Origin of the sequence: Streptomyces sp. NPDC057565 (genome assembly GCF_042801455.1) — a bacterium.
GTDB lineage: Bacteria > Actinomycetota > Actinomycetes > Streptomycetales > Streptomycetaceae > Streptomyces > Streptomyces yanii.
Genome location: NZ_JBHVFU010000027.1, coordinates 65,720 through 81,460, shown reverse-complemented (window position 1 = coordinate 81,460; position 15,741 = coordinate 65,720). Strand labels below are relative to the sequence as shown.

Sequence of the window (15,741 nt, the reverse complement as noted above, 5' to 3'; positions counted from 1 at the left end):
CATGACCATGAGCGATCGCCCGAAACTCGCCGTCTGGAAGTTCGCCTCCTGCGACGGATGCCAGCTCACTTTGCTGGACTGCGAGGACGAACTCCTCGGCATCGCCGAGAAGGTGGAGATCTCTCACTTCCTGGAGGCTTCCAGCGCCGACGTGCCAGGCCCGTACGACCTGTCACTTGTCGAGGGATCGGTGACCACCCGGCAGGACGCCGACCGGATCCAGCACATCCGGGCCTTCTCCAAGCGGTTGGTGACCATCGGGGCGTGTGCGACCGCAGGTGGCGTCCAGGCGCTGCGCAACTACGCGGACGTCGCCGACTTCCAGGCTGCCGTCTATGCCAGACCGGACTACATCGAGACGCTCGCCACCTCCACACCCATCAGCGCCCATGTCCCGGTGGACTTCGAGCTGCGCGGCTGCCCCATCGACCGAGGCCAACTGGTGGAGGTCATCACCGCTTACCTGGCCGGCCGTGAACCGGACGTACCCGCACACAGTGTCTGCTTCGAGTGCAAGCAGCGCGGCACGGTCTGCGTGACGGTGGCCCACGGCACGCCCTGCCTGGGGCCGGTCACCCACGCCGGATGCGGTGCGATCTGCCCCGTGTACGGGCGCGGCTGTTACGGCTGCTTCGGCCCGTCCAACTCGACCAATTTCCCCTCGTTCATCCCTCTTCTGCGCCGTGATGGTATGGACACTCTCGACGTGGTGCGGGTGCTGCGCACCTTCAATACCGCCGCTCCCGAGTTCGACGCGGCCTCCCGGAAGGAACTGGAAGGGTGACTCACCGCGGCTCAAGGGTGTTGCACGTCGGATCGCTCGCCCGCGTCGAGGGAGAGGGCGCGCTGTACTTGCGCATGGACGGCGCCGAGGTCTCCGAGGCCCGACTGGCGATCTACGAACCGCCGCGCTTCTTCGAGGCATTCCTGCGCGGACGTTCCTACACCGAGCCGCCCGACATCACCTCCCGAGTGTGCGGGATCTGCCCGGTGGCGTACCAGCTGAGCGCCTGTCGCGCGGTCGAGGACGCCTGCGGCGTCGTCGTGGAAGGGCAGTTGGCGGCGCTGCGCCGGTTGCTCTATTGCGGTGAATGGATCGAGAGCCAGACGCTGCACATCTACCTTCTCCACGCGCCCGACTTCTTCGGCTGCGACAGCGTCATCGACCTCGCACGCACCCGGCGCGCCGACATTGAACGCGGTCTTCGGCTCAAGCAGGCCGGCAACGCGATCCTCGAAATGCTGGGCGGCCGGGCGATCCACCCGATCAATGTCCGCCTCGGTGGCTTCCACCGCATCCCGGCCACGAACGAACTGCGCCCGCTGGCCGAACGGTTGCGCCGGGCACGCGACGACGCGGCCCAAACCGTGCGTTGGGTGGCCGGCTTCGAGTTCCCCGACGCCGGATGCGACAACGACCTGTTCGCCCTGTCCGAGCCCGGAACCTACGCCATCGAGTCCGGCACCCCGACCGTCATGGCCGCGCCGCACACAGCCAGTCTTCCCCCCGAATCCGACCGCGCGCTGCCCACCCGTACCTTTGGGGTCCACGACTTCGACGCCCACGTCGCCGAGAGCCAGGCACCCCACTCCACCGCCCTCCATTCCCTGCTGGACGGCCGCCGCCATCTCACCGGCTCGCTCGCCCGGTACGCCATCAGCGGCCGCTGGCTGACCCCGATCGCCCTCCAGGCCGCCCACGAGGCCGGACTCGGCGACCCCCGGCAGGGCACTGTCTGTCGAAACCCCTTCCGCAGCATCATCGTCCGAGCGGTTGAGGTGCTCTACGCGGTCGACGAGGCACTGCGGATCATCGGCGCCTACGAACCCCCGCCGCGCTCATACGTCGACGTGCCCGCACGAGCCGGTACCGGGCACGGGGCGACTGAGGCGCCGCGCGGTCTTTTGTACCACCGCTACACCCTCGACTCCGAAGGGACCGTCACCGACGCCGGCCTTGTCCCGCCGACCGCGCAGAACCTCGGCGCGGTCGAGGAGCACCTCCGCCGCATCGTGCAGGAACGCCTGGGACACGGCGATCTCACCGACGCGGAGCTGACCACCCTGTGCGAACGGGCGATCCGCAATCACGACCCGTGCATCTCATGCTCGGCCCACTTCCTCGACCTCACCTTCGAGCGAACCTGAAAGGTGAACGGGGAAGTGTGTGAATCGCGCGCCGGCTCACCGGTCGAGCGTCGGCCGCCGCGCCGACATAGCTCGTTGCGTCCGAACTGCAACGGCCGTCCGTGCACCTCGGTGGAGGTCAGCCGCGCCCGCGAACTGCGCAGACCGCGGGGGAGTGCGGCACGGTACGCATCGGGGCCGCGTGCAGGTGCATCCCGGCGCGGCCGACTCGTTGTGCGGTGGCGGTGCCACAACTCCGGCTGATCCCTGCAGAAGCGGCTCTTCCAGGGGCATGGACCGTTCGGCCATGGCGGGCCTTTTCCTGCCCACCGGCCGGGACGGCTGCTTTCGACGTCCGTTCAATCGGGCGCGGCAAGGTCACCCGACGCGGAGTCGGTTCTTCCGGCGCGGAGCAGCTGGTTACCGATGTCGATCAGGGCTCGGCCGGCGGCGAACTCGTCGCCGATCTCGGGAACGGGTGTGTCGTGAGGGTTGCGCCGGGCGGAGGCGCGACTCCGAAGGGTGGTGTCACCGGTGTCGAGGACGGCGTGCACCTTGGTGAGGTCACCTTCCTCGAAGAGGTCCAGACGCACGCTCCACTGCTTGCTGCGTGGCTTCTCGGTGCTGGTGTGCAGAGTCATGGCCAAGACTTCCTTCCGTTGAGTGGTCCGGGCTGCCGGGGACGCGGCTGCCGTCGACCGCCGTCGGCACGCCGGGTTTCCACGACGGCGAAGCACGCGACTCCCCGATTCGGCGTGACAACGACCGCCGCGTGAGCTGTCCCGGGCCTGGGCCGCCCCGCGAGCACGCCTTGCGGGGCCCGTCCGAAGGCAGAGGCCACACGGTCTCCCGTAAGGGCGTGTCGCAATCGGCGCGCACGACATCCTTCGACATCACCGAGCCGACTTTGCTGTGCTTCGTCTTTTGTCTCCTTCGGCGCGCGACTTCTCAGCGGAGGCGTCGCAGATACGGGTCGTGGGCACGCCGTGGCAGGAGGCGCAGCCGGATGTCGGGCGTGGTGACGCCGTCGGGACGGGCGACCACGGGGTTCAGGTCCGCCTCGGCGAGCTGAGGCAGGTCGCTCGCCATCCGGGACAGCCGCAGCAGCAGCTGTTCGAGCGCCTCGAGGTCGACGGGGCCGGAGCCGCCGTACCCGAAGAGCAGCGGTGCGCAGCGCGGCGCGGTGATCAGGTCGTGCACGTCGTGGTCGGTGAGTGGCGCGAGCCGGGCGGCGTGGTCGGCGAGCACCTGCATGGACGTGCCGCCGAGTCCGAAGAGCACGAGGGGGCCAAAGACCTCGTCCTGAACGACGCCCGCGAACAGTTCGGTTCCGCGCGCGGCGAGCGGCTGGATGACGACGCCGGTCATGAAGTGCCCGAATCGGACGTCGAAGTCACGGTAGGCGGCCCGCACTTGAGATTCACCGAGCAGGTCGAGGCGGACGGCGTCCTCCTGCGTCTTGTGCACCAGCCCGGGCCAGTAGGCCTTGAGGACGACACGCCCGTCGCTGTCCCGCAGCCGTTCGGCGGCACACACGGCCTCGTCCTCTGTCTCGGCCCAGGCCCACGGGAGCTGCGCAATGCGGTAGCAGGCGAGCAGTTCGGCGCAGGTGAACGGGTCGGCCAGGCCGCCTTCCGGATGACGGTCCAGGTAGGCCTGGGCGACGGTGTGGGCGCGGGGCGTGTCGACGCCCGCGAGGTCGGGGACCGTGCCGGGCGGGCGGGCCAGCCACGCGGCGCGGGCCGCGGCATGCGCGAGGGCGCGTGCGGCGGCCTGCGGATCGGTGTATGCGGGTACGGCGGCCGTGGCGCCGGACAGCAGCGTGACGGGCTGTTCCTGGTCGAGCAGGACCGCGGCGACCGTGTGGGAGCGGCGTGCGGTGGCCCGGGTGAGCACCCTCGACAGGACGTCGCCGGTCGCTGTGGAGACCGCGGTGGGCACCAGAGCCATGAGCACCGCGTCGACGGCTTCGCTCGTGGCGAGCCGGTCCAAGCAGCCTCCAAGCTGGTCCTCGGTGACGGCTGCGGTGGCATCGACGGGGTTGGTGGCGGTTGCCCCCCGGGGCAGTACGTCCAGCAGGTCGCCGACCAGGTCCGCGCCCAGCGGTGGCAGGGTCAGCCCGGCTTCGGCGCAGGCGTCGGCGGCGAGGACCCCAGCACCTCCCGCATTGGTGACGACGGCGACGCGGCGTCCGGTGGGCAGCGGCTGGGCGTGCAGCAGGGCCGCTGACTCGAGCAGTTCGGAGACGGAGCGGGTGGCGGTGATGCCGGCCTGGGTGAACAGGGCCTGCCGGGTCAAGGGCGTGGTGGCGGCGGCCGCGGTGTGCGAGGCGGCGGCGCGGCGGCCCGCGTCGGTACGGCCCGCGTCGACCGTCAAGATCGGCATGCGCCGGGTGACCCGGCGAGCGGTACGGGAGAAGGCACGCGGGTTGCCGAAGGACTCCAGGTGCAGCAGCGCCAAGTCAGTGCGTTCGTCGGACTCCCACCACTGCAGGAGATCGTTGCCGCTGACGTCGTACTTGTCACCCAGGGAGACGAAGCTGGACACGCCGATTTCGAGCCTGGCCAGGCCGCCGAGCAGGGCGATGCCGACTCCCCCGGACTGCGCGGCGACACCCGCCGTGCCGGGCAGGGGGTGGGCGGCGGCGAACGTCGCGTCGAGGCGTGTGCCGTCCTCGGGGTTGGCGATACCTAGGCAGTTGGGCCCGACGAGCCGCATGCCGTACGCACGGCAGTGCGCGAGCAGGGTGCGGGCCTGCCCTTCGTCGAGCCCGGCGGAGACGACCACCAGGGCGTGGACGCCGCGCTTCCCGCAGTCCTCGGCGACGGCCGGGATCTCCGGGGCGGGAACGGCGAGCACGGCCAGGTCCGGGGTCTCGGGAAGGGAGCCGACCGTTGGGGAGGCGGGGACACCGAGGACGGCGTCGGCGTTCGGGTTGACGGCGAGCAGTCTGCCCGGGAAGCCCGCGCCCCGCAGATTGTGCAGGACGGCCCGGCCGACGGATCCGGGCCTCCGGCCCGCGCCCACGACCGCGACCGACTGCGGGCGCAGCAGCGGGCGCAGACTCGCCACATCCGCAGCCCGCCCGCGCTCTTCCACGCAGCTCAAATAATCGTCGGTCTCGGCCAGCCGTACGATGCAGCGGACCTCCGGCCCGTCGAAGTGGCGGCTGGTGCGCAGCCCCAGGTCAGCGAAGACCTTGAGCACCTCATGGTTCTCGGCGAGCGCGTCCGCGGTGAAGGCGGCGATACCGTCGGCGCGGGCCGTCGAGATCAGGTGCTCCAGCAGCAGCGTTCCGACACCGCGGTGATGCCAGGGGTCGGCGACGGCGAGGGCGATTTCGGCGGTGCGTGAGCCTGACGGGAGATCTCGGAAGGCCTCGGTCGCAGCTTCCGGCAGCTCCTCGTACTCAGCGATCCCGATGAGGCAGCCGGCGTGCTCGGCGCCCAGCGCGCGGTAGCCGGGCAGGGCGGCCTTGGCCAGCCGGGCGGCGGCTTGCTCCGTCGACCTGCGGCTCGCCCCGAAGAACCGCAGCCGCAGATTCTCCGGCGACATCTCTTCATACAGGCGCTGTACGCCGTCGTGATCGTCCGGGCCGACGGCCCGTATCGACACGGTCGTACCGTCGGCCAGGAGGGCGTGTACCCGGCTCTTCTCGTCGGTCATCTCGTCGCTCCGATGCTCCGGTTGACCTACTCAGCTTCCGGCCGTGACGCCCGCACGCCGAGAGGCCGACCGGGCAGGGGCGGGGACCGACCGGCCCACTGCTTCGCGCGGGCTGCTGGACGCACGACAACGTCCGCGTGTGCTGTGTGCCTGAACCCGGCCCGCGCGGCTCCGGCCCGGTGGAATGTTTCGCGGTCTCGCGTCGCCTCGTCCACGTGCCGCACGACGTCTTTCGGCTGCTCCACCGACCCGGCCGAGCGGACGGGGGGACGGCCTCGACGGCCGGTGGACGCCGGCCCCAGCATGTCGTCGCCCTCTATCGCCCACACCATGAGCTGTCCGGGCAGCCTGACCGGATGCGTCGCCGCGGCCGAGCCCGTGTCCTCCGGTCGGCGGTCGACCCATCACGCGTGCCCACGCGTACACGTCGATCGGGGCTCCTGCCCGCACCAGATCGTCGATGGCGTACTCGTCCAGACCACCACTGGCAATGATGCGAACGTCGGGCAGGCCTGCGACGTCGAGTACCTTGCGTGCCCGTTGTGCCAACTTTGCGAGGTCACCGCTGTCCAGCCGGATCGCACAGCCCGGCCCGCGGTGAATCTCCCTGAGGACTCGTGCCGCGGTCGTGACTCCCCGATCGGTGCCGTAGGTATCGACGAGGAAGGTGACCGGGCCTGGGTGGGTTCGCACGGAGGCGCGGAACGCCTCTTCTTCGCTGGGGAATGCCTCGATGCAGGAGTGGACCATGGTGCCCGAAGCCGTGATCCCCAGAGCGGTGGCCGCGGCGACATTGCTGGTGGCCGCGGAACCGACCAGGCACCGAGCCGCGTGGCCTGAAAGCCGGCTTGCGGACCGCGGAACATGAAGAGTCGATACGGCGGTGCTGGGCGGCCGGGACGCGAGACCACCCGTTGGTCTGAGCCCCCAGGTTCCGCCACCTCACAGGCGGGACCTTCGGGCCCCACTACGGACTGTTCGGCCCCAGCATGTGCGGATCGGGCGTGGTGGACTGGACGTGCCAACAGGCGTACACGCCGAGGAGGCACGGCCATGACCACCATTGCACGCAGGCAAAGGTTCTCGTTCCCGGACCTGCCCGACTGGTTCGAGGCTTTCCCCACGCGATTCGCCATGCCCACGATGAGCGACCTCTCGACGGTTCGGATCGAGGACTACATCGAGAACGGCCGCTACGCCATACGCGCGGAACTCCCGGGCATTGACCCCGCGGACATCGACGTCGTCATCGACGACGGCATTCTCACTGTCAAGGCTGAGCGCACGGAACGCGAAGTGGACAAGAACCGCAGCGAGATCCGCTACGGGTCCATGAGCCGCAGCGTCGCCCTGCCCGCCGACGCGAACGAGGACGACATCCAGGCCGACTACACCAACGGCATGCTCACCATCAGTGTGGGACTCCGTGAGGAGAAGGCGGAGGCCAAGCACATCGAAATCAAGCACACCACGTGATCCGTACCCGGCGCGCCCAGCTCAAGGTGCGTGCACCTGCTCTGCCCAGGGAGCGGCAACAGGCCCTGCACGCAGTCGTGTCTCACTTTACGGTCAAGAACACTCTGGACTCGCCGCCCGAGATCGCCATCAGCCTGTGCGTCGAAGGTCGTCACGCATGACTCACGGCCTGGGCATCGCAGGGCAGTGCACCAGGCCTGCCCTGCTCCCCGGCACCGCACCACGGGTGGTGAAGCCGCCGTTACCAATGGTGCACAGCGACTTGCGCAACCGCTCAGCAGCTGGCTCGTGTGGAGTCGGCTCGACGCCGGGGTTCAACGGCACAAACGCCTTGACGATGTTCCCCGCCACGGGGTCCGCTCGTCCGATGCCCCCGGCCTCGGCGACGGCCGGGTGCTCCATCAGTGCGCTTTCGACCTCGAAACGGCCGATGAGGTGACCGGCCGACCTGATGACGTCGTCGGCGCGGCCGACGAACCGGTACCAGCCGCCCGCTCCGCCTGACCAAGTCACCGGTCAGGCACCAGCCGTCGGCGGCATCCCGCCGGGAGGCATGGTGGCTGGGGAGCATCAGGGCTCGTGTACTGGCGTCATCGGCTCCCCGCGGCGGCTCGGCTCAGTCATGGGGAACGACGGCAACAGGGCATCGCGCGTGATGGATGGCGGCTTGGGCAACAGGCCCCAGGCGTGGTGCCAGGGCGGGACGGTGCTTGCGTCGGCCGACCACCAGCAGCCCGGCGCCCTCGGCGGCTCGTACGACGGTCTTGGCGGGGCTTTCGAGGTCGATGCTGTCGGTCACTGCGACCTGCGGAAACTTCTCGAGCCAGGGTCGGAGAGCCTGGCTCAGGTGGTGCTGTGCGTCCTGCCTGATCTCATGGGTGACATCGTGGTCCACACCCCAGGGCGCATATGCATGGAGCGGCACACTTCGACCATGGAGGGCCCGAAGGGGCATGCCCCGCGCTGCGGCGGTGGCGAAGGAGAATTCGAGCAGGTCTTCGCATGGGCCGTGCAGTTTCAGTGCCACCACTACGTCGCCTGCGGTACCTGGCATGGGCGGCGGCCACTCCTCCTGCGTTTCGGCACGTACCAGAACCACCGGCCGGTCAGCCCGAGCCACGACGGGCATGCTGATGTCGCCCAGGAAGTAGCTCTCGACGGGCACCAGCCCCCGCGAGCCGAGCACGATCATCTCGGACTCCGAGGCCGCCCGCAGCAATGCGTCCTGGGCGTCGTCGGCAACCAGGTTGCCGACAATAGAGAGACCGGGGTGGCGTGCTTGGAGCTCCGCTCGCGCGTTGTGCACGAGCCGCTTCGCCCAGTAGTTCTGATCCACCTCCGCGGGGACAAGGGTCGGTTCCGGGACCAGCAGAGGCCACGCGTGCAGCAGGCGCAGAGTGAGCCGGCGCCGCTCGGCTTCGTCAGCGGCCCAACGGGCAGCGGCAAGGCTCTCGGGTGAGCCGTCGAGACCCACGGTGATCACTGGCGCCATGGAGGCTTCCTCCGTCTCTCAAGAAGCTGGAACGGCGGTGACCGAGTCCGTCTGTCCAGCCTGCTGCCATCCCGCTGCCCTTGTCATAGGCGGTGCAGGCGACCGTAAGGGGTACTCGATGTACGAGCGTCTGTGTCAGCTCGTCGAAGCACAACCGCTCCTCATCCGAGGAGTACCCCAAACTGTCCTGGAGCGCACGCGGGACCCGGCACGAGAGGAGACATGAGCGATGGCGCTTCCTCTGGTGGTCGGCATCGACGGATCCGAGGCGAGCCTTGAGGCGGTGGACTGGGCCGTCGACGAGGCGGTCCGACATGATGTCCCTCTCCACCTCGTGCATGCGGCCGCGCCGAACGATGAGGCGCTCGGCCTGATCGCCGTTGCCTCGGAACGGTCCAGGAAGGGCATTCCTGCGGTTCCGCTGTCGAGCGAGGTGCTGCATGAGGGCGCGGCGTCCGCCCTGGTCAGCAACGGGCGCAATGCCTTCGCGCTGGTCCTCGGGCCCAGAGGCCTTGGTGATCTTGCCGGGCTGCTCCTTGGTTCGGTCAGCTACGGCAGGCGGCGTGCTCGTCACTTCAGCGGGGGCTGGCGGTCCCCCGCCAGGCTTTCTCCGACCGTTCCTGGGCAGTGAGCGGGAGTGAGTCCTGGCTCACCGGCACGCCCCGAACGGTCTTGGGCGCACTGGTCCTCCGCTTTCGCGTCCCGGTCGGCGGCGCATATCCCGTATGCGGTCCGTCCCGGGCGGGCGGAATCCCTACGACCTGGCCATGTGGGTGTGGCCGGAGGCGACGGGGAGGCCCCGAACCATCTCGCTGGTGACACGGGGGCCCCGACCGCTGACACCACACCCGGCGTCCCGGATCGCACCGAGAACGTTACGCACACCCCGCCGGGCATGCCCGCAGCTCGTCGCGCCGTTCACCCCATCGTGTTCATGTTCGCCAAAACGATGTGCCGGCCCAGCAGTTGTGAACCCCCGGCGTGGATGTCTCACGTGCCAGTGGGTGAACGCCGGGCGTCGTCGGTCCGGTACGCGATGTGCTCCGAGACCGAGACCACCCCGTCGAAAGCGATGGCCGCGAGCCGCTCCAGCGCCTGCGCCCCGTCCGCGGCCACGTCCACCGCCAGGGACTGCTGGCGCAGCCCAGCGGCCAGGGCCCGCGCGAGGAACGGTTCGTCCTCAGCAATCAGATCCGCACAACCCGCCCCCGCTCGGAACGCCCGCACAAGCGCCATCATCCTCGCTGAGCGGGTATTCGGCCCGCGTTGGCAGTCCAGTGCGTTTCGCCATTCCTGCTGGTCAGGTGCCTGGTTTTGGTTGAGGGGTGCGGGATCGTGGATCCGCCATCCGAAGGATGGGTTTGTGCGGGTGGGCCGCGACGACGCCGATGAACGCGGCCGTGAGCGATGATCCGTGGGTTTTTGCCGGTGGTGTTCGGCACCGTGATGTCAGTACCTCAGGTATGGCGCTTCGGCCACAGCGACTGGCAGTCGATCACCGACGCCCTCACCGACACGGGAACGGAGGACGAGTACGACGCACGCGAGGAGCAGCGCCGCCAGGAGCACGAGGCCACCCGCGGTCTGGAGCAGCAGTACCGGGGCGGGGAACCGGCCCGGTTGGACGCGGTCTGGGCGTGCCCGTCCTGCCAGGCCCATGTCGAGCCCGGCAGGACGGGCCTCGACAGCTACCGCCCCACGCAGGGCGGTCTGTGCCCGGACTGCGAACACACCCGCCGCGAAGAAGCACAGCAGCGCGTTGCCCGACGCTGAAGACATGGCCGGCACAAGTGGCAACCTTGCGCGTCTGAAGGCCCGTGCCGAAGGGCGGGAACGACACACAAGGACTCCAGCCTACGCTTCCGCCGGCTTCCGCCTGAATCAGCTCTGGCCGTGCCCGAAGTACGCGGCCACCTTCCGGTCCAGGGCCTCGACCTCGACGGCCCGGCCGCCGTCCCGCAGCGACATGGTGGCCGCGTAGCCGGCGGCCACCGCTTCGCGGGCCGCGACGGGCGAGGTGACGGTGGCTCCGCCGTCCCGTACGAACCGCAGGAATTCCGTGATCAGCACGGGATCGGCGCCCCCGTGCGTGCCGGTCGGTGTGTGCACGGGCACCACCAGATCGGCCTCGGCGCGGTAGTCGGAGCGGCGGTTCCACACGCGGACCTCAGCTCCCTCCGAGTCGCCGAAGTTCTCCAGGCGCCCCTCGGTGCCGATCACCGTGTAGTTGCGCCAGTAGTCCGGTGTGTAGTGGCACTGCTGGTAGCTCGCGAAGACTCCGTTGTCCAGCTGCATCTGCATCATGCTCAGGTCCTCCACGTCCACTACCGGGTGGAGACCGGTATGGCTCAGTGGTGGCCAGTTCTCCGTCGAGAGCCACTCGGTCATCCGCTCCCCGCTGCGGTCGCGGTGTGAGTCGATGCCCCCGTAGACCGTCAGCCCGCCCATGGCGTTCACCCGCCGGGTGTATCCGCTGGCCAGCCAGTGGATGACGTCGATGTCGTGGGCGCCCTTCTGGAGCAGCAGGCCGGTGGTATTGCGGCGGTCGGCGTGCCAGTCCTTGAAGTAGAAGTCTCCGCCGTGGCCGACGAAATGGCGGCACCAGACGGCCTTGACCTCGCCGATCGCCCCGTTGACGATCAGTTCACGCATGGCCACTACGACCGGCATGTGCCGCATGTTGTGGCCCACGTACAGCGGGGTCCGGTACTGGCCGGCTGCTGCGAGCAGCCGGTCGCAGCCCTCGGTAGTGATCGCCATCGGTTTGTCCAGGAACACCGGTACACCGGCCTCCAGGAAGTCCAGGCCGATCTCCTCGTGCGTGTGGTCCGGAGTCAGCACCATCACGCCGTCGAGTCCCGCGTCGAGCAGCTCGTGGTGATCCACGGCGGTCCGCACCTGGGTGCCGAATCGCTGTTCGGCGCGCGCCAGCAACTGTCGGTCGCGGTCGCAGGCGGCGGCCACCAGTGAGCCCGATCCGGGCTGGTGGGCCAGGTCGGCCAGGTCGCTGCGATTGCCCAGGCCGATGACGCCGAGCCTGATGTCGTCCAAGGTGCTTGCCCTTTCAGAAGGTTTCGACCCCAGCAGGGCCAGGATGACCGGATGATAGATCTGGAACATATCCGGTTGCGTGGTGGGTTTGTGCCTGATTCCGAGGGGGTCGGGGTGACGTCGATCGCCAGGGCAGCCAGGCTCTCGGGGGTGCTGCGGCCCGGCGGGGGAGAGATGCCGACCCGGTGAGAGGTAGGGCGGGGCGGCCGGTGTGGGACGGAACGAGTCTGGGCTCGCCGGATCCTGGCGTCAAGAGTTTGAATGTGATTCACTGGCCCCGGATTGGCTGATGTATCCGAAACATATCGCGCATGAGGCGCCTCTATGTCGCTTGGCGACCTCACGCCCGACACGGACCGCTGTGCCGTCCGGACCGCCGTGACATGGATCGACGTGAAAGGGGAGCGCCGTTGACCCGCGCAGCCCGCAGCATCGCACCCGCGCCGCAACCCCCGGGCGACGGGCCCGGTTACCGCCCCGGCTACGAGGTCGCGGCCGAACGCATCCTCGAGTACCTCGTCCTGGCCGGTCTGGAGCCCGGCGCCCGGCTGCCCACCGAGCAGGACCTGGCCGACCAGGTGGGGATGAGCCGGACCGTGGTCCGCGAGGCGGTGAAGATCCTCGCCGCGCTGGGCCGGCTTTCCGTGCACAAGGGTCGCGGCATTTACGTCGCCCAGCCCGACCAGTCCTCCTGGCAGCACTCCCTCACCCACTTCCTGCCCGCCGACCTGCACCAGGTCGACGAACTCTTCGAATTCCGGCGACACTTGGAAACAACCACCGCCCGCCTGGCCGCCCAACGCGCCACCCCCGCCCAGGTCAAAGCCGTCCGAGCGGCCGCCCACCAGTCCACCCGAGCCGCCCAGCAAGGTGACATCGACGCCTTCAGCCACGCCGACGACACCTTCCATACCGCCATTGCCATCGCAACCAACAATTCCTTCCTCACCGCCACCATCGACACCCTGCGTCGCCTGCAACACCAGGTCACCGCCATAGGACTGGCCGGCCTCGCGGGCGGCTCCCTGCACGACGCCGCCGCCCAGCACGAAGCCATCGCCCACGCCATCGCCACCGGCGAACACACGCACGCGCACACCCTCATGGCCCACCACATCGACCAGACCACCCACCAATTCCAACAACACATCCGACACCGCATCACCCCCCACCACCTCCACCCCCACACCTGAACCCCACACCACCACCCATGAAGGACATCCATGCGAATCACCGACGTGACTGTGGAACTGGTCGATCTGCCCGCTCAGCCGCCCTTCCGGTGGCGAGCAGGGCTGCCCGGTTCGGAGCCGGCGGTCGTGGGCGGGATCCTGCGGGTCCACACGGACGAAGGCCTGGTGGGCGAGGCGCACACGAGACGTGGGCTGATCGTCGCCGATCTAGTGAAGCGCCGTATACGTGAGGACCTGCTCGGCCGCGACCCGCTGATGCGCGAGCTGCTGTGGCATCGACTGTGGGAGCTGGACCGCATAGAGGAATTCCCCATCTACGCGCTCGGCCTGATCGACGTAGCGCTGTGGGACCTGGCCGGCCTTGCGGCCGGGCAGCCGGTCCACCGGCTGCTCGGCCCCTACCGCGAGGCCATCCCCGCCTACGCGAGCACGGTCACCTTCGGCAGCGTCGAGGAGTACCTCGATGTGGCCGACCAGTGCCTGGAGCTCGGCTACTCCGCCATCAAGCTGCACGCGTGGGGAGACCCGCGAGCCGACGCGGACCTGTGCCAGAAGCTGCGGGCCCACGTCGGTGACGACGTCCCGCTCATGTACGACGGTTCGGCCGGGTTCGACCTCGCGGACTCGGTGTACCTCGGCCGCGCACTGTCCGAGGCGGACTACCTGTGGTACGAGGAGCCCATGCGCGAGTTCAGCGTGACCGCCCACCGGTGGCTGGCCGAGCAGGTCGACATTCCGCTGCTGGTCGCGGAGACCTCCGACGGCGCGCATTTCAACACCGGCGACTTCATCATGGCGGGCGCGGCGAGCCGGGTCCGCACCAGCGCGCAGTACAAAGGCGGAATCACCGGAGCCCTGCGCATCGCACACCTGGCCGAGAGCTACAACCTGCGGGCCGAGGTGCACGGCAGCGGAGTGGTCAACGCCCACCTGTGCATGGCGATCCCCAACACCACCTACTACGAGTCCCTCGTGTACACCAACCCCGTACAGCGCGAGCCGGCGGTCGGTGCCGACGGGCTGGTGCGGGCACCGACAGCCCCCGGCATCGGCTTCGACCAACCGGGCTGGTGACGACTCCTCCCCGAACCAACAGGACAGCTACAGAATGTACTTGACGATGTCTCAGCTTCCAGCGTCTCAACGCCTCAGTGCCTCAGCGCCTCGTGAAAGGAGCCACACCATGCCCGTGCAACGCTACGCCTCGGTCATACGCCTGCGTGGGGAACTCGAGGCGGAATACCGTGCCTTGCACGCGGCGGCCTGGCCCGAGGTCCTCGCGACCCTCAAGCGCGCCAACATCGGAAACTACTCGATCTTCCTGCGTGACGGCCTGCTCTTCAGCTACCTCGAATACACCGGCGAGGACTACGCGGCCGACACCGCGCTCATCGCCGAATGCCCGGTCACCCGCACCTGGTGGGCCCGTACCGACCCCTGCCAGCAGCCACTGGACAGCGTCGGCGACGGCGAGTGGTGGGCACCCGCCGAAGAGGTCTTCCATCTCGAGTGACATCAGGGGCAAGCGGCAGGGGGCGGACGCAGCTGCGTCCGCCCCCTGCCGCTTGCCTGCCGCGGGTCACAGACCGTAGACCCTCGCGGCCGTGCCTGCGAACACCGCCGTCCGCTCGTGCTCCGACAGGTCCGCCACGAGCTCGCGGCCGACGGCAACCACCTGTTCGTAATCGGCCGCCAGGGTACACACCGGCCAGTCCGAGCCGAACATGAGCCGCTCCGGGCCGAAGGCCTCCAGCGCGACCGACACAAACGGCCGCAGGTCGGTGGGGCTCCAGGTGTGCCGGTCGGCCTCGGTGACGAGCCCGGAAAGTTTGGCCACGGTGTTGGGGAGGCGGGCCAGGGCGGCCAGGTCTGCGGCCCAGGTGTCCGGTCGACGAGGGCGGATCGGTGGCTGCCCCAAGTGGTCCAGTACGAAGTTGAGTTCGGGCCGCTGCCTCGCCACGGCGACTGCCGAGGGCAGCTGTTCAGGGCGCAGGACCAGGTCGTAGGCGAGGCCGGCGGATGCGACGGCGGCCAGGCCGCGGCCCACGTCGGGACGGAGCAGCCAGTCGGCCTCGTCCTCGCCCTGTACCTGGTGGCGGATGCCGACGAGACGGTCGCCACCGGGCAGCGCGCGCAGTGCGGCCAGGGCGTCCGCGACCGCGGGTGAGGTCAGGTCCGTCCAGCCGACGACGCCGGCCACCAGCGGGTCGGCCGTGGCCAGCGCCAGGTATTCGGGTGTCTCCTCGGGTACGCAGATCGTCTGGACCAGCACCGTGGCGTCGACACTGGCGGCCGCGGCCTGCGGTCGCAGGTCGTCGAGGGTGAAGTCGCGTCGCAGCGGGGCGAGTTCGGGGCCCGTGATCCAGTCCTGGTCGCGGACCGACAGGTCCCAGACGTGCTGGTGGGCGTCGATGATGGTCACGGGGACGGGCTCAGTCAGGTCGGTTGTTTCTGACAATGTGCTCGGCATGATGTTCCTGTATCTGGCGAAGGTGCTGATGGAGCGGGTGCACAGAGAGAACGGCCGGGTCCGGGCCAAGGCCCGGACCCGGCCCTGTGCCGCGAACGATTGATACGAACCACTCCACGACGCTTGTCGCCTTGGCCGTCGCCCGATGCCCGAGGCGTTTCCGCGACGGAAGTTTCAGAGCAGTATCGGTGCCATGCCGCGACCCGCGAGAGGCGCGCAAGGATAAAGCCGAAACAGTACGGGGAGCCTGCGGTCCGCGGACCCGG

At 69.2% G+C, this 15,741-nt stretch carries 14 protein-coding genes and 2 pseudogenes; 8 read left to right on the top strand and 8 right to left on the bottom strand.

The features are described from left to right. The first annotated feature begins 1 nt into the window (after position 1). Together ACFU8W_RS32810 and ACFU8W_RS32805 are read left to right on the top strand one after the other, a co-directional pair. Complete coding sequence (locus tag ACFU8W_RS32810) at positions 2-784, top strand: oxidoreductase (protein WP_384044919.1); 783 nt, start codon at positions 2-4, stop codon at positions 782-784. Further along, on the top strand, positions 781-2,148 hold the full coding sequence (locus ACFU8W_RS32805) for a Ni/Fe hydrogenase subunit alpha (RefSeq protein ID WP_384044916.1): 1,368 nt from the start codon (positions 781-783) through the stop codon (positions 2,146-2,148). Before ACFU8W_RS32810 ends, ACFU8W_RS32805 begins: the two co-directional genes overlap by 4 nt. 338 nt (positions 2,149-2,486) lie before the next feature. Here ACFU8W_RS32805 and ACFU8W_RS32800 read toward each other — a convergent pair whose 3' ends face one another. From ACFU8W_RS32800 to ACFU8W_RS32790, 3 genes and pseudogenes are all read right to left on the bottom strand, one after another. Further along, positions 2,487-2,768, bottom strand: a complete 282-nt coding sequence (locus ACFU8W_RS32800) for a dsRBD fold-containing protein (RefSeq protein WP_384044913.1) — start codon at positions 2,766-2,768, stop codon at positions 2,487-2,489. A gap of 307 nt (positions 2,769-3,075) precedes the next feature. Further along, on the bottom strand, positions 3,076-5,793 hold the full coding sequence (locus ACFU8W_RS32795) for a GNAT family N-acetyltransferase (protein WP_384044910.1): 2,718 nt from the start codon (positions 5,791-5,793) through the stop codon (positions 3,076-3,078). A gap of 388 nt (positions 5,794-6,181) precedes the next feature. Further along, positions 6,182-6,656, bottom strand: a pseudogene (locus tag ACFU8W_RS32790) (nicotinate phosphoribosyltransferase); the annotation flags it as partial. A gap of 190 nt (positions 6,657-6,846) precedes the next feature. Between ACFU8W_RS32790 and ACFU8W_RS32785 the strand changes: the two are divergent. Then, on the top strand, positions 6,847-7,269 hold the full coding sequence (locus ACFU8W_RS32785; RefSeq protein WP_345513361.1) for an Hsp20/alpha crystallin family protein: 423 nt from the start codon (positions 6,847-6,849) through the stop codon (positions 7,267-7,269). A gap of 294 nt (positions 7,270-7,563) precedes the next feature. Here ACFU8W_RS32785 and ACFU8W_RS32780 read toward each other — a convergent pair. Together ACFU8W_RS32780 and ACFU8W_RS32775 are read right to left on the bottom strand one after the other, a co-directional pair. Next, positions 7,564-7,807: pseudogene (locus ACFU8W_RS32780) on the bottom strand (acetate--CoA ligase); the annotation flags it as partial. 78 nt (positions 7,808-7,885) lie between these two features. Next, complete coding sequence (locus tag ACFU8W_RS32775) at positions 7,886-8,761, bottom strand: universal stress protein (protein WP_384044907.1); 876 nt, start codon at positions 8,759-8,761, stop codon at positions 7,886-7,888. A 244-nt stretch (positions 8,762-9,005) separates the two neighbouring features. Between ACFU8W_RS32775 and ACFU8W_RS32770 the strand changes: the two genes are divergently transcribed. Further along, entirely contained in the window at positions 9,006-9,392 is a 387-nt protein-coding gene (locus ACFU8W_RS32770) for a universal stress protein (protein WP_384044904.1), read from the top strand. A gap of 359 nt (positions 9,393-9,751) precedes the next feature. On the opposite strand, the gene ACFU8W_RS32765 is transcribed toward ACFU8W_RS32770, so the two are convergent. Continuing rightward, positions 9,752-9,988, bottom strand: a complete 237-nt coding sequence (locus ACFU8W_RS32765; protein ID WP_384044901.1) for a hypothetical protein — start codon at positions 9,986-9,988, stop codon at positions 9,752-9,754. Positions 9,989-10,207: 219 nt separating this feature from the next. Between ACFU8W_RS32765 and ACFU8W_RS32760 the strand changes: the two genes are divergently transcribed. Then, the gene (locus ACFU8W_RS32760) at positions 10,208-10,534 is read left to right on the top strand and encodes a hypothetical protein (protein WP_384044898.1); all 327 of its coding nucleotides are present in this window, start codon (positions 10,208-10,210) and stop codon (positions 10,532-10,534) included. A 108-nt stretch (positions 10,535-10,642) separates the two neighbouring features. Here the strand turns inward: ACFU8W_RS32760 and ACFU8W_RS32755 are convergent, their stop codons facing one another. Then, the gene (locus tag ACFU8W_RS32755) at positions 10,643-11,812 is read right to left on the bottom strand and encodes a Gfo/Idh/MocA family protein (RefSeq protein WP_384044895.1); all 1,170 of its coding nucleotides are present in this window, start codon (positions 11,810-11,812) and stop codon (positions 10,643-10,645) included. A 410-nt stretch (positions 11,813-12,222) separates the two neighbouring features. Here ACFU8W_RS32755 and ACFU8W_RS32750 point away from each other — a divergent pair, with 410 nt between their 5' ends. The 3 genes from ACFU8W_RS32750 (at position 12,223) to ACFU8W_RS32740 (ending at position 14,518) form a co-directional block, all read left to right on the top strand. Further along, positions 12,223-13,005 carry a FadR/GntR family transcriptional regulator gene (locus ACFU8W_RS32750; protein WP_384044893.1) on the top strand — a complete coding sequence of 261 codons (783 nt, stop codon included), beginning with the start codon at positions 12,223-12,225 and terminating at the stop codon, positions 13,003-13,005. Between the two features lie 30 nt (positions 13,006-13,035). Further along, positions 13,036-14,079 carry an enolase C-terminal domain-like protein gene (locus tag ACFU8W_RS32745; RefSeq protein ID WP_384044890.1) on the top strand — a complete coding sequence of 348 codons (1,044 nt, stop codon included), beginning with the start codon at positions 13,036-13,038 and terminating at the stop codon, positions 14,077-14,079. A 109-nt stretch (positions 14,080-14,188) separates the two neighbouring features. Then, a complete protein-coding gene (locus ACFU8W_RS32740; RefSeq protein ID WP_345513327.1) occupies positions 14,189-14,518 on the top strand; it encodes an L-rhamnose mutarotase in 330 nt (109 codons plus the stop codon). A 66-nt stretch (positions 14,519-14,584) separates the two neighbouring features. Here ACFU8W_RS32740 and ACFU8W_RS32735 read toward each other — a convergent pair whose 3' ends face one another. Then, positions 14,585-15,475, bottom strand: coding sequence for an amidohydrolase family protein (locus tag ACFU8W_RS32735; RefSeq protein WP_384044887.1), 891 nt, complete (start codon positions 15,473-15,475; stop codon positions 14,585-14,587). Positions 15,476-15,741 lie beyond the last annotated feature (266 nt).